The organism is Microbacterium sp. ZW T6_19 (genome assembly GCF_044987465.1).
Lineage (GTDB): Bacteria > Actinomycetota > Actinomycetes > Actinomycetales > Microbacteriaceae > Microbacterium > Microbacterium natoriense_A.
Genome location: NZ_JBJDRH010000004.1, coordinates 360,200 through 378,703, shown reverse-complemented (window position 1 = coordinate 378,703; position 18,504 = coordinate 360,200). Strand labels below are relative to the sequence as shown.

Annotated in this window: 19 protein-coding genes and 1 riboswitch; of the genes, 2 read left to right on the top strand and 17 right to left on the bottom strand. The window is 68.5% G+C overall.

Annotated features, from left to right (window positions below):
* The 14 genes from thiD to ACI3KT_RS08765 form a co-directional block, all read right to left on the bottom strand.
* Positions 1 to 2,127: a bifunctional hydroxymethylpyrimidine kinase/phosphomethylpyrimidine kinase gene (gene thiD / locus ACI3KT_RS08830; protein WP_404903667.1), complete on the bottom strand. Its 2,127-nt coding sequence runs from the start codon at positions 2,125 to 2,127 to the stop codon at positions 1 to 3.
* Positions 2,124 to 2,972: a hydroxyethylthiazole kinase gene (gene thiM, locus ACI3KT_RS08825; RefSeq protein ID WP_404903666.1), complete on the bottom strand. Its 849-nt coding sequence runs from the start codon at positions 2,970 to 2,972 to the stop codon at positions 2,124 to 2,126. Before thiM ends, thiD begins: the two co-directional genes overlap by 4 nt.
* A riboswitch (TPP riboswitch) is annotated at positions 2,962 to 3,056 on the bottom strand. (Overlaps the previous gene by 11 nt.)
* Before the next feature lie 6 nt (positions 3,057 to 3,062).
* Positions 3,063 to 4,043, bottom strand: coding sequence for an NAD-dependent epimerase/dehydratase family protein (locus ACI3KT_RS08820; protein ID WP_404903664.1), 981 nt, complete (start codon positions 4,041 to 4,043; stop codon positions 3,063 to 3,065).
* A 64-nt stretch (positions 4,044 to 4,107) separates the two neighbouring features.
* Positions 4,108 to 4,824 (bottom strand): DUF402 domain-containing protein, encoded by a 717-nt coding sequence (locus ACI3KT_RS08815; RefSeq protein WP_404903662.1) that lies wholly within the window; start codon positions 4,822 to 4,824, stop codon positions 4,108 to 4,110.
* Positions 4,825 to 4,861: 37 nt separating this feature from the next.
* On the bottom strand, positions 4,862 to 7,366 hold the full coding sequence (pheT, locus tag ACI3KT_RS08810) for a phenylalanine--tRNA ligase subunit beta (protein WP_404903660.1): 2,505 nt from the start codon (positions 7,364 to 7,366) through the stop codon (positions 4,862 to 4,864).
* Complete coding sequence (gene pheS, locus ACI3KT_RS08805) at positions 7,366 to 8,406, bottom strand: phenylalanine--tRNA ligase subunit alpha (protein WP_404903658.1); 1,041 nt, start codon at positions 8,404 to 8,406, stop codon at positions 7,366 to 7,368. The genes pheT and pheS overlap by 1 nt, the downstream gene beginning before the upstream one ends.
* Before the next feature lie 33 nt (positions 8,407 to 8,439).
* Entirely contained in the window at positions 8,440 to 9,357 is a 918-nt protein-coding gene (locus ACI3KT_RS08800; RefSeq protein ID WP_404903656.1) for an amino acid ABC transporter permease, read from the bottom strand.
* Positions 9,354 to 10,001 (bottom strand): amino acid ABC transporter permease, encoded by a 648-nt coding sequence (locus ACI3KT_RS08795; protein WP_404903654.1) that lies wholly within the window; start codon positions 9,999 to 10,001, stop codon positions 9,354 to 9,356. The genes ACI3KT_RS08800 and ACI3KT_RS08795 overlap by 4 nt, the downstream gene beginning before the upstream one ends.
* A 75-nt stretch (positions 10,002 to 10,076) precedes the next feature.
* Positions 10,077 to 10,994: a glutamate ABC transporter substrate-binding protein gene (locus ACI3KT_RS08790; RefSeq protein ID WP_404903653.1), complete on the bottom strand. Its 918-nt coding sequence runs from the start codon at positions 10,992 to 10,994 to the stop codon at positions 10,077 to 10,079.
* Positions 10,995 to 11,035: 41 nt separating this feature from the next.
* On the bottom strand, positions 11,036 to 11,785 hold the full coding sequence (locus tag ACI3KT_RS08785) for an amino acid ABC transporter ATP-binding protein (RefSeq protein ID WP_373426295.1): 750 nt from the start codon (positions 11,783 to 11,785) through the stop codon (positions 11,036 to 11,038).
* A 283-nt stretch (positions 11,786 to 12,068) separates the two neighbouring features.
* A complete protein-coding gene (locus ACI3KT_RS08780; RefSeq protein ID WP_404903651.1) occupies positions 12,069 to 13,031 on the bottom strand; it encodes a TAXI family TRAP transporter solute-binding subunit in 963 nt (320 codons plus the stop codon).
* The gene (locus ACI3KT_RS08775) at positions 13,028 to 14,407 is read right to left on the bottom strand and encodes a sensor histidine kinase (protein ID WP_404903649.1); all 1,380 of its coding nucleotides are present in this window, start codon (positions 14,405 to 14,407) and stop codon (positions 13,028 to 13,030) included. The genes ACI3KT_RS08780 and ACI3KT_RS08775 overlap by 4 nt, the downstream gene beginning before the upstream one ends.
* A gap of 3 nt (positions 14,408 to 14,410) precedes the next feature.
* A complete protein-coding gene (locus ACI3KT_RS08770) occupies positions 14,411 to 15,082 on the bottom strand; it encodes a response regulator transcription factor (RefSeq protein ID WP_404903648.1) in 672 nt (223 codons plus the stop codon).
* Positions 15,083 to 15,187: 105 nt separating this feature from the next.
* Positions 15,188 to 16,000 (bottom strand): TrmH family RNA methyltransferase, encoded by an 813-nt coding sequence (locus tag ACI3KT_RS08765; protein ID WP_404903646.1) that lies wholly within the window; start codon positions 15,998 to 16,000, stop codon positions 15,188 to 15,190.
* 71 nt (positions 16,001 to 16,071) lie between these two features.
* On the opposite strand from ACI3KT_RS08765, the gene ACI3KT_RS08760 reads away from it, so the two are divergent.
* Positions 16,072 to 16,521 carry a DUF2809 domain-containing protein gene (locus ACI3KT_RS08760; protein WP_307297995.1) on the top strand — a complete coding sequence of 150 codons (450 nt, stop codon included), beginning with the start codon at positions 16,072 to 16,074 and terminating at the stop codon, positions 16,519 to 16,521.
* 8 nt (positions 16,522 to 16,529) lie between these two features.
* Here ACI3KT_RS08760 and rplT read toward each other — a convergent pair whose 3' ends face one another.
* The 3 genes from rplT to infC form a co-directional block, all read right to left on the bottom strand.
* Positions 16,530 to 16,916 carry a 50S ribosomal protein L20 gene (rplT, locus tag ACI3KT_RS08755; RefSeq protein WP_017202428.1) on the bottom strand — a complete coding sequence of 129 codons (387 nt, stop codon included), beginning with the start codon at positions 16,914 to 16,916 and terminating at the stop codon, positions 16,530 to 16,532.
* Between the two features lie 32 nt (positions 16,917 to 16,948).
* A complete protein-coding gene (rpmI, locus tag ACI3KT_RS08750; protein WP_017828564.1) occupies positions 16,949 to 17,143 on the bottom strand; it encodes a 50S ribosomal protein L35 in 195 nt (64 codons plus the stop codon).
* Between the two features lie 72 nt (positions 17,144 to 17,215).
* Complete coding sequence (gene infC, locus ACI3KT_RS08745; RefSeq protein ID WP_292909295.1) at positions 17,216 to 17,890, bottom strand: translation initiation factor IF-3; 675 nt, start codon at positions 17,888 to 17,890, stop codon at positions 17,216 to 17,218.
* Positions 17,891 to 18,097: 207 nt separating this feature from the next.
* On the opposite strand from infC, the gene ACI3KT_RS08740 reads away from it, so the two are divergent.
* Entirely contained in the window at positions 18,098 to 18,496 is a 399-nt protein-coding gene (locus ACI3KT_RS08740; RefSeq protein ID WP_047524328.1) for a DUF1844 domain-containing protein, read from the top strand.
* Positions 18,497 to 18,504: the final 8 nt, after the last annotated feature.

The following is an 18,504-nucleotide window of genomic DNA, read 5'->3' as shown; positions in this document are numbered from 1 at the left end:
TCAGAGCGGTGCGGCGAAGAACGCGAGCTCGTGCGCGGCGGCGATCTCGAAGGCGCGGTACATGCGACTCCGCTGCGCGGGCGAGGCCGAGACCGCTGCCTCCGCGACGTAGGCGATCGCCTGGACCGTAGCCTGCTCGAATGCCGGGTCGGCGTAGGTTGCGAGCCACGAGGCGTACGGATGCTGCGGATCGCAGGCATACTCGCCGAACTCCCCCTCGTGCAGGCGGCGGCCCAGATCGTCGTACAGCCAGAAGCACGGCAGGATCGCGGCGATCAGCTCGGCGTAGTCGCCGGTGAACGCGGTCGCCCGCAGATGGTCGAGGTACGCCGCGGTCGCCGGTGCGCGCTCGGCCGCGAAGGTCTCGGCGCTGACGCCCGCCTCGGGGGTGAGCCAAGACGCGTGCAGCTCGAGTTCGCCGACGATCGAGCCGTGGGCGGAGTGCGCCCAGAACGCCTGCTCGGCCGAGGTGGGCGCGAGGCGCGACGCCTCGGCGAGCACCCGAGCGTATTCGCGCAGGTACAGGGCATCCTGCTCCAGATAGAAGACGAAGGCCTCGCGTCCGAGCGTGCCGTCGGCGAGAGCCCGGATGAACGGCAGCCCATCGATATCCGAGCGGATGCCGGAGATCCTCTCCCACCAGTCGGTCGCGATGCCCTCGGCGCTCGGTCTGGTCTCGAGTCCGCCCCGCGCCCACAACCCGGCGAAGTGGTTGATCGGCCCGTGACCGCGCCCGACCATGAGCGCCTCGCCCTCTCGCAGCGATTCGCGCAACCAGGCCCGCGATCCCGCGACGGCGTCGTCAGGAGCCTCACCCCTCGCGAGGCGGGTCGCGAGCGCGGATGACAGCGAGCAGCCGGTTCCGTGCGTGTTGCGGGTCTCGATGCGCGCGTCCGTGAACTCGATGGTCGTGCCGGCGCCGATGAGAGCATCCGGTGCCTCCGCACCGTCGAGGTGCCCGCCCTTCACCAGCACCCGCGCTCCGATCGCGGTTGACAGCACCGCGCCCGCAGCGAGCGCGTCGTCCCAGCCGTCGATGTCGCGCCCCACGAGCACGCCGAGTTCGCCGAGGTTCGGGGTGATGACGTCGGCGCGGGCGAGCAGTGCGCCGAGGGCGTGTTCGGCCTCGGCATCCAGCAACCGGTCCCCGCTGGTCGCGACCATCACCGGGTCCACGACGACGATGGGCGGACGGGCCGCGTCGAGCCACTCGACGACAGTTCGGATGACCTCTGCGTTCGCGAGCATCCCGATCTTCACCGCGTCGATCACGATGTCGTCGGAGATCGCGTGGAGCTGCTCCCGGAGGAAGTCGATCGGCGGCACATGCACGGCGCGGACGCCTTGCGTGTTCTGCGCGGTGAGGGCCGTGATCACAGCCATGCCGTATCCCCCGGAGGCTGCGATCGACTTGAGATCGGCCTGCACGCCGGCGCCGCCTGACGGGTCGCTGCCGGCGATGCTCAGCACGCGAGGGACTCCGGCCGCCCGCCACCGCTGCACGAACGCTGCTGCCGTCTCGGCGGGGTCTTCTGCGGCACACAGTGCGGACACGACGGCGAGGCCTGCCGCACCGGCGTCCCGCAACGCCTCGGTGTCGTCGATGCCGACACCTCCGATCGCGACGCAGGGCAGCGGACTCGCGGCGGCGAACGCACGGAAGCCGTCGACGCCGAGAGCCGGAGGATGATCGGGCTTGGTCTTCGTCGGGCGGATGACTCCCACCCCCAGGTAGTCCACGGTTCCGGCGGGGAGGGCGAGTGCAGCGTCGAGATGAGCCCGGCTGTTCGCGGTGAGACCGATCAGCGCATCGGGGCCGAGTTCCGATCGGGCACGGAGCACCGACGCGTCGCCCTGCCCGAGGTGGACGCCGTCGACCCTGGCGCCTGCTTCCCGGGCGGCGATCGCCGCGTCGAGCCGGTCATTGACGAGCAGCAGCGATCGCCCGTCGATCGCCCGCGACAGTTCGATCAGCTGCGCGGTGATCTCGGCATCCGTCGCCTGCTTGTCGCGCAGCTGGACGACGCGCACTCCCCCGTCGACCGCGTGACGGACCGTGTCGACGACGCCGCGCTCTCCGCACAACGCCGGATCGGTGACGAGGTACAGCGACAGGTCGGCGATCACAGCGCAGCCGTCTCGACGCGAGCCGCGGACTCGATGTCGGCGGGTTGCACGGCGGCGAGCGCATCGAGAAGCGCGACGGCGAAGCTGCCGGGCCCCGTGGATGCGCTGGCGGCGCGTTCAGCAGCGACCGTGTAGACGAGGCTCGCCGAGGCCACGGCGAGCAGCGGCGGGGTGGCTCTGGCGCGCGCGGCTCCGAGGAAGGCAGCCATCACTGCGCCGAGGGCGCATCCGCCGCCGGTCACCCTGGTGAGCAGTTCGTGCCCGTTGGCGAGCCGGAGCACGCGCTCGCCGTCCGTGATGAGATCGACCGGTCCGGAGACCGCCACGACGCTGCCGAATCTCGAGGCGAGCGCGCGGGCCGCATCGATCGCGGCGTCTGCGCTGTCCGTCGCATCGACACCGCGCCCTCCTGCGCTGAGTCCGGCGAGTGCGAGGATCTCCGAGGCATTGCCACGGATCGCGGTCGGGCGTTGCTCGGCGAGACGGTGCGCGAGCGCGGTGCGCACCGGCAGCGCACCGATCGCGACCGGATCGAGGACCCAGGGAGTTCCGGATGCCGTGGCTCCCTCGACCGCCTCGAGGCTCGCCTCCCGCTGCTCGGGGGTCGGCGTGCCGAGGTTCACGAGAAGTCCCGAGGCGATGCCCGCGAACATGCCGGACTCGCCGACGATGTCCACCATGGCGGGCGCCGCCCCGATCGCGAGCAGCACGTTCGCCGTGAAGCCCGTGACGACCGAGTTCGTGATGCAGTGCGTCAGCGGCGGGTCGGCACGCAGCACCTCCAGCAGGGAGGCGGCCTCTGTGACGAGGTCGGCGGCGGATGCAGGACGCAGAAGATCGCTCATGCGACATTCCCTTCGCTAGTGCTAACTAGATCAGGTTCGACGGGTCTGTTCTCAGCCGCGGATGCGGCACCCCGTGTCACTGCTGGCAGTCTAGCGAAGCGGCAGTCGGCGCAGTTCGGCGAGGAGCTCCCGCTCCTCGGATCCTGTGAGCCCGGCACGCCGCTCGCGCTCCACGCCGCGCACGCGCTCGTCCTGAACGACCTCTGCCACCGTGTCCTCCAGCCGGCGCAGGAGACCGCCGTTCGTCAGGTAGGCGGCGTTCGACCGCGCCATGAATCCCGTCATCTCGGCGGGCAGCCACAGCGGCAGCGAACGCTCGCCCGCCCAATACTCGACGCCGTGCTCGACGAGCCACTCCTCCTCGGCCGATACTGTGCCGCCGGTGTGTCCGGTCGCTGTGCGGAACAGCGCGAGCACGTCGCCGAGCGGATGCTGCGCACCGACCGCGTTGATCGCACCGGTGGCGGTGGCCGTCGCGATGAACGCCGCGACGTCGTCGACGTCGATCACCTGCGCCGTGCGCCCCTCCGTCGGCGGCAGCAGCACGTCCGCCGATCCCGCTCTCAGCACGGCCGCAGCCCAATAGCCGAAACGATCGCTGGGGTCGCCCGATCCGACGATGAGCCCAGGCCGGACGATCAGTGCACGACCGCCGAGGGTGCGCACCGCGTCTTCGGCGGCGACCTTCTGCGCGCCGTATTCGTACTCGTCTCCCGGCTTCGCCGCAACGTGCAGACGTGCGGATTCGTCGGCGCCCACCGTGACGTCATCGGCGTACGCCGACACCGACGACACGTACGTCCAGCGTGCAGCACGATCGCCGAGCGCGAGCACGGCGGCGATGACGTGATCGGCCCGCGAGGAGATGTCGATCACGTGGTCCCACTCCCGCGCAGACAGCGCCTCGTACACGCGAGGGTCGTCGCGATCTCCGCGCACGAGCTCGGCGCTGCCAGGCGCCGCCCGGCCGCCCCGTGCAAGGCAGGTGACGTCGACGCCATCGTCCTGCAGGCGTTGTGAGATGCGGCCGGAGAGCCAGCCGGTTCCGCCGAGGATCAGAGCGTTCGTCATCCGTCCATGTCACCAGCATCCGCCGCCCGAGGGAAGGTGATCCGCCGAGAGCGGAAGCCGAAGGTCAGGCGCCGCCCAGTTCGTCCAGACCGCGCAGAGCGGGAATCGTCCAGGACGGATCGGGCCGCCAATCGATCCACTCCGCATCGAACGGCCATTCGCCCGAGCGGAACGACTCGATCGCCGCTCCGGCGTGACGTTCGATCTGCGCCGCTTGCTCGCGGGTCAGCCTCCCCTGGCTGATCGCGGCGACGACCTCGTCCTCATCCTTGAGATGGACTGTGCGGTCCGCCGCGATCCAGACGTCGAGGATGTGATCCGAGGAGTACGTGTCACGGTCGGTGCGCAGATGCGCGTTCTCGAGGTTCACGTACCACCCGTCGAAACGCCAGTCGCCGTCGTCTGCAGGCTTCCAGAACAGGCACACGGACCAGGCGGCTCCGACCGGAGCGATGCGCAGACTGCCTCCGCCCCACCACTCCTCGACGATCCTCGTACGACGATCCAGCCACCGCCGTTCGAGCGGAATCGAGCGGACCCGGTCGCCGGTCGCAGAGCCCTGCGCCTCCTGCAGCGTCCCAGGCGCGAGCCAGGCGACGAGACCGCGTTCGTCATCACGAACCACACGCATGGGTGAGATCGTCGACGGGTCGCCGGGCTGCCAGCCCGGCGCGCGGTAGTGCCAGTCGATCTGATCGCCAGGCACGAGGAACGGACCTTCGCCCAGCGGACGGGCGCCCTCCGGGACGGCCGCCGGGGTGCTGTGCGGGAGGATGCTCATCCCGCCACGCTACCCCGGCGCCGTACCCGAATCCTGGTCAGTCGCGCAGCGCGGCGCCGAAACGCTCTGCCGCCACGGCCACACCGGCGAGCTTCGCCTCGGTCGCCTCGGCTGCGGTCAGCGTGCGGTCGTCGGCGCGGAAGCGCAATGCGAAGGTGAGGCTCTTCGAACCCGCCGGCACACCCTCGCCGCGATAGTCGTCGACCAGACGCAGCGATTCCAGAAGCGGACCCGCGCCCTCGACGAGCGCCGCACGCAGCTCGGCTGCGGGCAGGTCGGCCGCTACGGTGAGCGACACGTCCTGCGTCGCGGCTGGGAAGCCCGACAGGGAGGCTGCGACGACCGACTCGCCCGCGAGCGACAGAACGCCGTCGAGGTCGAGCTCGAGGACGGTTGCGCGTCCCGGCAGATCCGCGTCGGCGGCTACGTCGGGGTGCAGTTCTCCCACGTAGCCGACCGTGGTCTCACCGACCCGCAGCACACCCGTGCGTCCCGGGTGGAGAGCCGCGCGCTGGCTCTGCTCGACGTCGATCTCTACGCCTGCGGCAGCGGCGATCACGCCGATGGCGTCGAGCGCTTCGGCCAGGCCGGCCGGCTCGGCCGGGCGTCCCGGCTGGCGCGCGGACACGTTGCCGGTGAGAAGAGCCGCGATGTGGCGGTGCTGCGGCGGGATCGACGCGTTGAGCTCGGCGAGCTTGTCGTCACTCGGCCGCGCGCCGAGCGGCGGCACATCGTCGGTGCCGTAGACCACCCCGGGCTCGGGCAGGAACACGACGCCGGTCTCGAAGATCGCCAGATCCGTGAAGCCGCGCGAGATGTTGCGGTGCGCGATCTGCAGAAGGCCGGGGATCAGCGAACGACGCAGGAACGGCGCCTGGCCGTCGAGCGCGTTGGCGAGACGGATGCTGGGCAGCTTCTCGCCGGAGGCGGATCCGTGCAGGTCGTTCTGGACATCGCTCGTGAACGGGAAGGAAGAGGTCTCGACGAAGCCCGCCGCGGCGAGGGCGTTCGAAACGCGACGACGGCCCTGCTGGTGCGCGGTGAGGCCGCGACCCGACGGCGGGGTGGGCAGGACCGAGGGGATGCGATCGAGCCCGTGGATGCGGGCGACCTCTTCTGCGAGCGTCCATTTGTCGGTGAGGTCGGGACGCCAGGTCGGGGGGATGACGACCCAGTGGTCCTCCCCCGTCGTGACCTCGGCACCGATCGTCTCCAGTGCACCCGTGATCTCGGCATCCGTGTAGTCGACGCCGATGAGCCTTTGCACGAACCCGGCCGGCAGCTCGATCTCGCCGACGAAGACCTCGGAGAACAGCGCGCCGCCCTCGTCGGTGAGCGTGCCGCCCGCGAGCTCGACCATCAGATCGGCGGCACGGCGGGCCGCGACGAACGGGATCAGCGGGTCGACGCCGCGTTCGAAGCGCTTGGACGCCTCGCTGGGCAGCTTGTGGCGACGAGCCGACCGCGCGATCGTGATCGGGTCGAAGGTCGCCGCCTCGATCAGCACGTTGCGGGTCGCATCGTTCATCTCGGTGGTGCCGCCGCCCATGACGCCCGCGATGCCGATCGGACCGGACTCGTCGGTGATCAGCAGATCCTCGACGTGCAGCGCGCGGTCCTGACCGTCGAGAGTCGTGATCTTCTCGCCGGAGGTCGCGCGGCGGACGGTGATGCCCCCGCTCAGCGTGTCGAGGTCGTAGCCGTGCAGCGGCTGTCCGAGCTCGAGCATCACGTAGTTCGTGATGTCGATCAGGATGCCGAGCGATCGCATGCCGGCCAGCGACAGCCGGGCGATCATCCACGGCGGGGTCGGACGCGATGGGTCGACATCGCGAACGACGCGCGTGACGAACTCGGTGGCGCCCGGTCGACCGCGCACCGGAGCCCGGTCGTCGATGATCGCGGTGTGGCCGGTGCCTGGCTGCAGTTCCGCGAAGTCGCGGTCGGCCGGGTCACGGAAGGAAGCGCCGGTGGCGTGCGAGTACTCGCGCGCGACTCCGCGCAGGGAGAACGCGTATCCGCGGTCGGGGGTCACATTGATCTCCACCGCGACGTCGTCGAGACCCAGCAGGGCGATCGCATCGGTGCCGACGGGCGCGTCGATGCCGAGATCGGAGAGGACGAGGATGCCGTTGTGCTCGTCGCCGAGCCCCAGCTCTCGAGCCGAGGCGATCATGCCGTCGGAGACGTGGCCGTAGGTCTTGCGCGCGGCGATCGGGAACGGGCCGGGCAGCACGGCGCCGGGCAGGGTCACGACGACCTTGTCTCCGGCGACGAAGTTGTGCGCGCCGCAGACGATCCCCCGGACGCCGCCGTGTGCTTCGCCGACGTCGACCTGGCACCAGTTGATCGTCTTGCCGTTCGACTGGGCTTCAGCCTCGAGCGAGACGACCTGACCGACGACGACCGGGCCCGAGATCTCGAAGCGGTGGACGTCCTCCTCTTCGAATCCGACCGACACCATCGCCGCGAGGACGTCCTCGGGCGTGGCATCCGCTGCCAGATCGACGTACTCACGCAACCACGAAAGCGGTACGCGCATCACACCACCATCCCGAACTGCTCGCTGAATCGGATATCGCCTTCTGCCATGTCGCGCATGTCCTGCACGTCGCTGCGGAACATGAGTCCGCGCTCGACGCCCATGCCGAACGCGAAGCCGCTGTACACGTCGGGATCGATGCCCGCGGCACGCAGCACGTTCGGGTTGACCATGCCGCAGCCACCCCACTCGATCCAGCGCGCGCCGCCCTTGAAGGTCGGGTGCCACAGGTCGAGCTCGGCGGAGGGCTCGGTGAAGGGGAAGAAGTTCGTGCGGAACCGCGTCTTCGCCTCGGGGCCGAAGAGCTGGCGGGCCACATGGTCGAGCGTGCCCTTGAGGTGCGCCATCGAGATGCCCTTGTCGATCACGAGGCCCTCGAACTGGGTGAACACCGGCAGGTGCGTGGCGTCGAACTCGTCGGTGCGGTACACGCGGCCGGGGCACAGCACGTAGATGGGCAGCTCACGGTCGAGCATCGAACGCACCTGCACCGGGCTGGTGTGGGTCCGCATCACCAGGTGACGCGAGGTCGGGTCGACGTAGAAGGTGTCCTGCTCCTGGCGGGCGGGGTGGTCGACATCGAAGTTCAGAGCGTCGAAGTTGAACCACTCGTGCTCGAGCTCGGGGCCTTCGGCGATCTCCCACCCCATGCCGACGAAGATGTCAGAGATCTGCTCGCTGAGCAGGGTGAGCGGATGCCGAGCCCCCACACGCGTGCGGGACGGGACCGCGGTGATGTCGACGCGCTCGGCCTCGAGGCGTGCGGCGACCTCGGCGGCGGCCAGCTCCGCCTCCTTCGCGGCGAGCGCCTGCGTGACCTGCCCTCGGCCCTGGCCGACGAGCTTGCCGAACGCGGCCTTGTTCTCGGGCGCGACCTGTCGCATCGAGGCGTTCAGGATCGCGAGCGGCGATCCCTCTGCGACGTGGGCGGCGCGAGCCGCCTTGAGCTCGGTCGTGTCGGCTGCCGCACCGATGGCCTCGAGGGCTGCGGCGACGGCGGCTTCGACCGCTTCTGGGGTGATCTCTGGTGACTCAGACACGAGAGTCGAGTCTACCGGGGACTTGCCCCGCGCTCAGATTCCAGTACCGCTGCTGTCGTACTTCCCAGCACGGCTCTGCAGCGCGATCGCCTCGGTGAGCGTCGCCTCGTCGTCGGCCGCGACGTTCGCCACCGGGGCCTGCGTCTTCGGCGAGCGCTTCACACGACGCTGCATCCGATAGGCGATGTAGGAGAGGACGAGACAGACGGCGACGTACATCGTTCCGCCGATCATGGCCGACTGGATCAGCGGCGACCCGTACGGCGCCTGGTTGCCGATCTGGTTGATGACGTACAGCAGCTCCTGATACGTGATGATGAAGCCGAGCGCCGTGTCCTTCAGAGCCACGACGAGCTGCGCGATGATGACCGGCATCATGGCGCGCACCGCCTGCGGCAGCAGGATCAGCGACATGACGCCGCTCTTGCGCAGACCGATCGCGTAGCCCGCTTCCTTCTGCCCCCGCGGGAGCGATTCGACACCGGCGCGGAGGACCTCGGCGAGGACCGAGCCGTTGTAGACGATCAGGGCGATGACGACGGCGAAGTAGGGAGGCATCTTCACGCCGATGACAGGGAGGCCGTAGTACAGGAGCATCATCAGCACGAGCACCGGAACCGCGCGCAGCACCTCGATGATCCATCTGACCGGCTCTCGCACCCAGGCGTGATCTGAGAGCCGTCCGATGCCGAGCAGGAAGCCGAGGACGAGCGATCCGACGCCGGCGGCGGCGAACGCGCCGAGGGTGCTCAGCAGGCCCTGCCCGAACCTCACCCAGACGGCGGAGAAGCTGAAGATGTTCCATTTCGCGGCGGTGAACTGGCCGGTCGCGTACAGTCGCCAGACGACCCACGCCAGCACCGCGAGAACGACGAGAACGGTGAGGACGCCGATGATCCGGTTCCGGGCGATCGCCTTGGGACCCGGGACGTCGAAGAGTACGGAGCTCATCGTGCGATCCTCCACTTGTTCTCGAGATAGCGCTGCAGCCAGCCGAGCAGCAGCACGAGCGCCACGAAGACGACCATGACCCAGAGCAGCACCACCAGTGCGTTCTCACCGACGTCGCTGAGGGATGCACGGATCGTGCCGAGATTGACGACCGAGAAGCCGGCCGCGACGGTCGTGTTCTTCATGAGGGCGATCAGCACGCTCATCATCGGCGGCACCACGGAACGCGTCGCCTGAGGCAGCACGACGTAGCGCATCACCTGTCCGAAGTTCAGCCCGATCGCCCGCGCCGCCTCTGCCTGTCCGACCGGAACCGTGTTGATCCCGGCACGAAGCGCCTCAGCGACATACGTGGCGGTGTAGATCCCCAACGCCACGACAGCGAGCAGCAGCGAGTTGACTCTCTCGCCGAGGAGGATCGGCAGGCAGAAGGCGAAGAAGAACATCACCAGGGTGAGCGGAGTGTTGCGGATCCAGTTCACGTAGATCCCGCCGACGGCTCGCGCGATCGGCACCGGCGACACGCGCGCGGCGCCGACGATCAGTCCGAGCACGATGGCGATGAGACCGCCGCCGAAGAAGAGCACGAGGGTTCCCCGCAGCGCTTCGCCCCAGAGGTCGAGGTGGTCGGTGATGACTCCCACTGATGCTCCTGTCGATTTCGGATGCTGATGCCGGACGGACGGCGGGCGGCCGGATCTCCGGCCGCCCGCTCAGGGTCAACCGACCGGGTCGACCTTCGGCTGGGTCGCCTTGACGCCGGAGGCGCCCAGGTTGTTGTCGAAGATCTGCTGCCAGATGTCGCCACCGTCGGTCAGCTGCGTGTTGAAGTACTCCACCAGTGCGGTGTCGCCCTTCGCGATGCCGATGCCGTAGCGCTCTTCGCTGAACGGCTCGCCGACGACCTTGATCTGGTCGGGGGCCTGTGCCGCGTAGCCGATGAGGATCGCCTCATCGGTGGTGACGGCATCCACCTGTCCGTTCTTCAGATCCTCGACGCACTTGGAGTACGTGTCGTACTCCTTGGTCGGCACCTCGGGGTAGTTCGTCTTGATGTTCTGGATCGGCGTCGATCCCGTCGCCGAGCAGACCGTGGTCGAGGAGTCGAGGTCGTCGACGCTCTTGATCTTGCTGTCGGACGCGACGAGAAGGCCCTGACCGGTGATGAAGTAGGGACCAGCGAAGGAGATCTGCTCCTTGCGCTTGTCGTTGATCGAGTAGGTGCCGACGTAGTAGTCGATGTCGCCGTTCACGATCGCCTGCTCGCGGTTCGCCGAGGCGATCGCCTGGAACTCGATCTTCTCGGGGTCGACGCCGAGTGATGCGGCCATCCACCGGGCGATGTCCACGTCGAAGCCGGTGCGCTCGTTCGTCACCGGGTCGAGGTAGCCGAGACCGGGCTGGTCTTCCTTGACGCCCACCTTGATGGTGCCGCTCGACGAGATCCGGTCGAACGTGGGGCTCCCGTCGATCTTGACGTCCTTCTCCACCGTCCACGGCGTGCTGTTCGACGAAGGCTCCTCCTCCGTGCCGCCGCCGGTGCCGGTGCTGGTCGGCGTGCCGCTGTTGCAGGCGGTCAGCGCGAGCAGCGCTGCTGCCGCGATCCCGATTCCTGCCAGTGTCCGTGTGCGTCGCATGTGCGTCTCCTTCGTGTGCTGTGTGTGCAGGGCAGAAAAGTTCAGTGGGTGAGCAGCTTCGAGAGGAAGTCCTTGGCGCGATCGCTCTTCGGGTGCGTGAAGAACTCTTCGGGCGTGGCCTCTTCCACGATGCGGCCGTCGGCCATGAAGACGACCCTGTCGGCAGCCTTGCGGGCGAATCCCATCTCGTGCGTGACCACGATCATGGTCATCCCCTCGTGTGCGAGCTCGACCATCACATCGAGGACCTCGTTGATCATCTCGGGGTCGAGAGCGCTGGTGGGCTCGTCGAACAGCATCACCTTGGGGTGCATGGCGAGGGCGCGGGCGATGGCCACGCGCTGCTGCTGGCCGCCGGAGAGTTGAGCCGGGAGCTTCGACGCCTGCTTTGCGACGCCGACGCGTTCCAGGAGCGCCATGGCCTCTTTCTCGGCATCCGCCTTCTTGACGCCGCGGACCTTGATCGGCCCCAGGGTGACGTTCTCGAGGATCGTCAGGTGCGCGAACAGGTTGAACGACTGGAACACCATGCCGACGTCGGCCCGCAGGTGCGCGAGCCCCTTGCCCTCGGCGGGGAGCTCATCTCCGTCGATGCGGATGCTGCCGCTGGTGATCGTCTCGAGCCGGTTGATCGTGCGGCACAGCGTCGACTTGCCAGAGCCCGAGGGGCCGATCACGACGACGACCTCTCCTTCGTTCACGGTGAGGTCGATGTCGGTGAGCGCCTGGAATTCTCCGTAGTGCTTCTGGACGTTCTCGACCACCACGAGGGCCGAACCTGAGGTCATCATCTCTCCAAGCTAGCCACGTCGCTCGCGGGCTTCTAGGCCGCGCCTGCGACATTTACCCGTTCGTAACAGGGCGATCCGTCTACGCTGACATCCCACCGGGTCACCCCACGTCCTGCCCCTAGCAGGCCGTGGGGTCGCCTTGACTGCTGTCCTCAGCCCCCGGACGACGCAGTCAGGCTGGCACCCGATCGGTGTGATCACTGATGCGATCGACCCCAGATTGGCAGAGCAGCGCACACGAGTGAGGCTTTCTTGAGGATTTCTTGAGACTCACCGCCGGCACTCACTCGCGCATCCCGCGATAGAACCCGACCGCCCCGGGATGCAGATCGACAGGGCTCGTGAAGATCGCCTGTCGTCGGTCGAGCAGAGCAGCGGCCGGCACCTGGGTCGCGATCCGCTGACGCGCGTCGAAGAGGGTGGAGAGGACGTCTCGGACGACCGCATCGGGGGTGGATGACGCGGTGATGAGGTAGTTGGGGACCGCCATGGTCGGGGCGCTCTCGGTCAGTCCGTACGTGCCGACGGGGAGGTCCGCGGTGCGATAGGCGTTCGCGTAGCGTTCGTTGACCGCCGTGACCCAGGTCCGCTCTATCGGCAGCAGCCGCACGGGCTGGGTCGCTGCGAGCTCCTCGATGCCCGGCGTCGGCAGTCCGCCCACCCAGAAGAAGCCGTCGATGCTCCCCGAACGCATCGCGCCGATCGAATCGCTCAGACCGAGCTGCGGATCGTCGACAGTAGCGATGTCGACTCCCGCGGCGTCGAGAACCCGCGTCGCGATCACATTCACGCCGGAATCGCGCGCGCCCAGTGACACGGTCGCTCCGGCGAGGTCGGTGATCGAGTCGATGTCGGAGTCTCCCCGCACGACCACGTGCAGGTACTCGTCGTACAGTCGCGCGATCGCGACGATCGGAAGCGCTTCGTCGAACGCTCCGGTCCCCATCTCGGCGTCGGCCGCAGCATCCGCCTGCGCGAATCCGAGCAGCGCCTCCCCCGTGCCGACGCGGCGGAGATTGTCGAGCGACCCGGCGGTCTGCTCCACCTGCATCGTGATGTCCAGCGCTTCCGACATGGTGTCGGCGATCCGCCCGCCGTAGTCGTAGTAGACGCCCGTCGGGCTGCCTCCGGCGATCGTGTAGGTCTGATCCGTCCACTCGCCGGCGCGAGACGCGCAGGCGCTCATGGCCAGCATCGCGATCACCGTCAGCACCCCTGCCGCGACCCTCCGCCCTGTCGCCCTCATTCCGCGCGTCCGTCCCGCAGACGCAGCGCCACCTGCAGACCTCCGCCGTCCGCCGGAGACACCAGAAGGTCTCCCCCGATCGAACGCATGAGGTCCGTCGCGATCGCGAGTCCGAGACCGCTGCCCGGCACGTCGTCGCCGTCCGCACCCCGCCAGAACCGATCGGCGGCCTGGACGGCCTGATCCGGAGTGAGGCCGGGTCCGTGGTCTCTCACGGTGATGCTGCACTCGACGCCGTCCCGTGCTGCGCGGAGATCGACGACGCCCCCGTCGGGTGAGAACTTCACCGCATTGTCGATGAGGGCGTCGAGAGCGCTCTCCACGATCATGCGGTCGGTGACGCTCAGCACGGCGTCGCCGCCGTCGGCGTTCAGCGTGACTCCGCGCTGCGCCGCGACCTCACGCCAGGCACCCGCGCGTCGCGCGGCGAGAGCCGTGAGATCGACGGCGGAGAAGGTCGAATCGCCGCGCCCGCTTCGCGTGAGGGCGAGAAGCGTCTCCAGTATCTCCGTCATCCGCCGCCCCTCCTGCCGAGTCTCCTCGACGTCTCCATCCCACTCGGGCCCCAGGCCGGTCGCGAGGTACTCGACGCGCAGCAGAAGGGCGTTGAGCGGATTGCGCAGTTCATGCGAGGCGTTGGCCGCGAATTCCTGCTGCCGCGCGACCACGCGTTCGATCTCGTCGGCCATGCCGTTGAACACCTGCGTCGCCCGGCGCAGTTCCGGCGGTCCCGTGTCGACATCGACGCGAGCGTCCATCGCGCCGTGCTCGATCGCGACCATCGCTTCATCGAGTCGGCGCACGGGCGACAGCACCCATCGGGCGAGCTGGAACACCAGCCCTATTCCCAGAGCGATCGACACGACGGCGATCACGGCGAAGATCGTGACCTGCCTGGCGATGGCGACGCGAGCCGCTTCGCCGGTCGCCGAGATCATCACCGCGCCGATCACATCGCCGTCATCGAACACGGGCTCGACGAGCGACAGGTCCGCGACGACCCAGGGCTGCGCCGGCGTGGGGACCTCCGCACGGCGTCCGGAGAGAGCCTGAACGACCTGCTCGCCCTGTGTCTCGGACAGCGGACGGGACGACGCGATGTCGCTCGCCGCCCACACTCCTCCCGAGAGATCGAAGACCGCGACCTGCGTGCCGTACACCTCCTGGAAGCGGGCGGCCTCGGCGTCGAACACGGCAGTGCTGCCCGCGAGAAGAGACTGTCGTGCGGTCGTCACGAAGTAGCCGAGGTCGCCGAGCTGCTGCGTGTAGAAGGTCTGCTGGATGCTGCGCGCGGCGCTCCAGCCCGCCGCGCCGCCGAGGGCCAGCAGCACGGCGATCAGCGGAACCAGGAAGACGACGACGAGTCGGGCACGCACAGGTCAGGAGCTCACGAGTCGATAGCCGACGCCGCGCACCGTCTCGATGAAGCGTCTCTCGCCGGCCTTTCGCCTGATCGCGCCGACGTGCACCTCGAGGGAGTGCGTGAAACCCCGCCAGTCGGTGTTCCACACTTCGCGGATCAGACGGTCCTTCGGCACCGCGACTCCCGGATGCCGTGCCAGCACCGCGACGATGTCGAACTCCTTCGGCGTGAGGTCGACGGGCGCGTCGCCGACCAGCAGCCGTCGCGCCACGAGATCGATCCGCACGTCGTCGCCGGACACCACGACGACGCGCTCGGCTTCGGTGTGGACGGGGCGCGAGCGCCGAGTGACGGCCTCGATCCGTGCGAGGAGTTCATGAACGTCGTAGGGCTTGACCACGAAATCGTCCGCACCGGCGCGAAGCCCTTTGATCCGCTCAGTGACCTGACTGCGCGCCGTGACGACGACGATCGGAACGTCGGAGCGCGCGCGGATGCGCCGGCACAGGTCGATGCCGTCGACATCAGGCAGACCCAGATCCAGCAGGACGACCTCGGTGTGCGCGTCGAGGAGCTGCAGGGCGGATGCTCCGTCCGACGCGCGTTCGGTCGCGTAACCCGACCTCGCGAGGAACGCGTCGAGCGCCGCTGCGACGCGCTCGTCGTCTTCGATTATCAGAATCCGCATCGATCCTGCCCCTTTTCAGCCGGCGCCCCCTCGCGCGGCGGACATCACCGCGCGCTACCGGGGATCTACCGTACCAGCCGGGCGAGGGCGCTCATCACCGGTCCATCACGACCCGGACGCGGCACGCTGTGCGAAGGCGCTCTCATACAGGCAGACGCTCGCCGCCGTCGCGAGGTTCAGCGACTCGGCCCGTCCGAAGATCGGCAGTTTCAGTACATGGTCTGCGAGCGCGAGCGCATCGTCTTCCAGGCCCCGCGCCTCGTTGCCGAACAGCCAGGCGGTCGGCTGCGCGAGGACCCCTTCCGCGCGCGCCGCGAGCAGATCGTCGCCCTTCACATCGGCGGCGAGCACGTTCAGTCCCGCAGCGTGCGCGTGTGCGATGACCTCGCCGAGGTCGGCCGCGACGGAGACGGGAAGGTGGAACAGCGACCCCGTCGTGGCGCGCACCACCTTGGGGTTGTAGGGGTCGACCGTGCGCCCCGTGAGCACGACGGCATCGGCGCCCGCCGCATCGGCCGCGCGGATGATGGTGCCGAGGTTGCCGGGGTCGCGGATCTCCTCGCAGATCGCCACGAGACGCGGGGCGGAGGCGAACACCTCGCGGACCGCGGTCGGGGTCTGCCGGACCACTGCGACGAGCCCCTGGGGCGTGACGGTGTCGGCCATCGCTCCCAGCACGTAGTCGGTCACGTGCACGGCGTCGACGCCGGCATCCGCCGCCTTCGCCCGGATGTCGGGGTGCTTCTCCCAGCCATTCGTCGTCGCGAACAGCTCGACGATCGCATCCGGCCGGTACGTCAGCGCCTCGCGGACGGCCTGCGGGCCCTCGAGAAGGTACAGCCCGGTCTCGGCGCGCGCACTGCGCTTGGTCAGTTTGGCGACGGCACGGACTCGGGGGGACCGGGGGTTCTCCAGCACGGTCTCAGTCTAGGGACAGCGAGGAGCTTTCCCTGCCAGCCTCGTCCTCGCCTGCAGAGTAGGGTGCCTCAATGACCTCTCCCCCAACGGTGGTGACTCGTCGCCGGACAGTGCTCGCGGGTCTCGCCGTCCTCGTCGTCGCCACCGGTCTGCTCGTGCATCGGTTCGTCGGCGGGCAGCTCGGCGACATCGCGGGCGACGCCTTGTATGCGGTGCTGATCTATCTGATTGCGGCGTTCGCGCTGCCGCGCTCCCCCGGGATGAGGCCGGCACTGATCGCCCTCGTGTTCTGCACAGGAGTAGAGCTTCTCCAGTTGACCGGCCTTCCGCAGGTCTGGGCCGCGGCTTTCCCGCCCTCCGCCCTGGTGCTCGGATCCGGTTTCGACCCGCGCGACCTCGTCGTCTACGCGCTGGCCGTCATCGTCGCGGCCGCCGCCGACGCGCTGCTCGCCAAGACGTCCCGCTCGACGCCCGTCGGACATGCGACAGGGCGCCCTCCCGAAGGAGAGCGCCCTGTGTGAAGAGGTGCTTACGCAGCCGACTTCGGCGCGTTGACGTCGGAAGGCAGGGCCTTCTTCGCCGTCTCCACCAGCGTGGTGAAGGTGGCGGCGTCGTTGACCGCGAGGTCAGCGAGCATACGACGGTCGACCGTGACACCCGCGAGGCCCAGGCCCTGGATGAAGCGGTTGTAGGTCATGCCGTTCTGGCGGGCAGCGGCGTTGATGCGCTGGATCCAGAGACGGCGGAAGTCGCCCTTGCGCTTGCGACGGTCCCGGTACGAGTAGACCAGGGAGTGGATGACCTGCTCTTTGGCCTTGCGGTAGAGGCGCGAACGCTGACCGCGGTAGCCGGAGGCGCGCTCGAGGATGACCCGACGCTTCTTGTGAGCGTTTACCGCCCGCTTGACTCTTGCCATTTTCCTGTGTTCCTATTCGTGCGTTCGGGCGCTCAGCGACCGAGAAGCTTCTTGGCGACCTTGGTGTCAGCCTTCGACAGCACCTGGTCCTGGTTGAGGCGACGGGTACGACGGCTCGACTTGTGCTCGAGGTTGTGGCGCATTCCGGCCTGCTGCTTCTTCAGCTTGCCGCTGCCGGTGATCTTGAAGCGCTTCTTAGCACCCGAGTGGGTCTTCTGCTTCGGCATCTTCTCTTCCTTCGTATGGCGCCTTTTCAGGCGACGGTGTCAACCCGCGGTGCGGGAGTCTGGGGGCGGGAGTTACTCCGCTGCGGCCGCGGCCGGCTCGTCGGTGTCGCTCTTGGCTTCGCGAGCAGCCTGCTTGTTCGCGGCGCGCTGCGCATCGCGAACGGCGTTCTGCTCCTGCTTGGCCTCGGACTTGCTCTTCAGCGGAGCCACGATCATCACCATGTTGCGACCGTCGATGGTCGGGTTCGACTCGACCGTTCCGAGCTCGGCGACGTCCTCTGCGAACTTGCGGAGAAGGCGGACACCCTGCTCGGGGCGCGACTGCTCGCGTCCGCGGAACAGGATCATCGCCTTCACCTTGTCGCCGGCCTTGAGGAAGCCCTCGGCACGCTTGAGCTTCGTCGTGTAGTCGTGCGCCTCGATCTTCAGGCGGAAGCGGACCTCCTTGAGGATGGTGTTCGCCTGGTTGCGGCGAGCTTCCTTCTCCTTCTGGGCGGCTTCGTACTTGAACTTGCCGTAGTCCATGATCTTGACCACGGGCGGCTTCGAGTTGGGTGCGACCTCGACGAGGTCGAGGTCGGCTTCCTGCGCAAGGCGCAGCGCCGCCTCGATGCGGACGACGCCGATCTGCTCACCCGCGGGGCCGACGAGGCGGACCTCGGGGACGCGGATGCGCTCATTGGTGCGGGGATCGCTGATGCGTGACTCCTTAGACGATGGTTTCGGCCACCAGGATGCTGTCGGCATCCCGGGCGAAATCGGAGTCGTCCCCCACCCACCGGCATTCAGACGCCGGCTCTGCACCCAGACAACCGGGGGCATCTCTCGATGCGATCCGGTGGAGTGCTAGACCCGGTAGCCTTGAACGGCAAGCGCGGGTGGGAAGTGAATCCTCTTTCGTACCGGAGCATGACGCTCCGGAGCCCGACACAGTCTAACAGAAGGCAAGGCGAAGTGACGAACCAGGCATCGGACGAGGCTGCACGCGAGCGCGAAGAGCGCTGGGCGCGGCAGGAGGAGGCGGCTTCCTCCGCCACGCGGGACATCGCGGACGTGCCCGCTGTGGAGGTCATCACCACCGCCGCCGTGCATCTCATGAGCGCAGCCGCGGTCAAGCTCGGGCTCGCGGACGACCCGGATGCCGCAGCGCAGCTCGACCTCGACGAGGCTCGCAAGCTCATCAACGCTCTGGCCGGCCTCATCACCGCCGGCGCGCCGGAGATCAGCGACATGCACGCGAGGTCTCTGCGCGACGGGCTCCGGTCGCTGCAGCTCGCGTTCCGCGAGGCGTCGAGCATCCCCGACCCGATCGGCAAGGGGCCGGGCGAGAAGTGGACCGGGCCGGTCAACTGAGCTGACCG

Excerpts from the sequence above, each read along its gene's own strand:
- thiM (WP_404903666.1), bottom strand. The coding sequence starts at position 2,972 with ATGAGCGATCTTCTGCGTCCTGCATCCGCCGCCGACCTCGTCACAGAG.
- ACI3KT_RS08820 (WP_404903664.1), bottom strand. The coding sequence starts at position 4,043 with ATGACGAACGCTCTGATCCTCGGCGGAACCGGCTGGCTCTCCGGCCGC.
- pheT (WP_404903660.1), bottom strand. The coding sequence starts at position 7,366 with ATGCGCGTACCGCTTTCGTGGTTGCGTGAGTACGTCGATCTGGCAGCG.
- ACI3KT_RS08800 (WP_404903656.1), bottom strand. The coding sequence starts at position 9,357 with ATGAGCTCCGTACTCTTCGACGTCCCGGGTCCCAAGGCGATCGCCCGG.
- ACI3KT_RS08770 (WP_404903648.1), bottom strand. The coding sequence starts at position 15,082 with ATGCGGATTCTGATAATCGAAGACGACGAGCGCGTCGCAGCGGCGCTC.
- infC (WP_292909295.1), bottom strand. The coding sequence starts at position 17,890 with ATGCCGACAGCATCCTGGTGGCCGAAACCATCGTCTAAGGAGTCACGC.
- ACI3KT_RS08785 (WP_373426295.1), bottom strand. The coding sequence starts at position 11,785 with ATGATGACCTCAGGTTCGGCCCTCGTGGTGGTCGAGAACGTCCAGAAG.
- ACI3KT_RS08815 (WP_404903662.1), bottom strand. The coding sequence starts at position 4,824 with ATGAGCATCCTCCCGCACAGCACCCCGGCGGCCGTCCCGGAGGGCGCC.
- ACI3KT_RS08790 (WP_404903653.1), bottom strand. The coding sequence starts at position 10,994 with ATGCGACGCACACGGACACTGGCAGGAATCGGGATCGCGGCAGCAGCG.
- rpmI (WP_017828564.1), bottom strand. The coding sequence starts at position 17,143 with ATGCCGAAGCAGAAGACCCACTCGGGTGCTAAGAAGCGCTTCAAGATC.
- ACI3KT_RS08760 (WP_307297995.1), top strand. The coding sequence starts at position 16,072 with ATGACCTCTCCCCCAACGGTGGTGACTCGTCGCCGGACAGTGCTCGCG.
- rplT (WP_017202428.1), bottom strand. The coding sequence starts at position 16,916 with ATGGCAAGAGTCAAGCGGGCGGTAAACGCTCACAAGAAGCGTCGGGTC.
- ACI3KT_RS08780 (WP_404903651.1), bottom strand. The coding sequence starts at position 13,031 with ATGAGGGCGACAGGGCGGAGGGTCGCGGCAGGGGTGCTGACGGTGATC.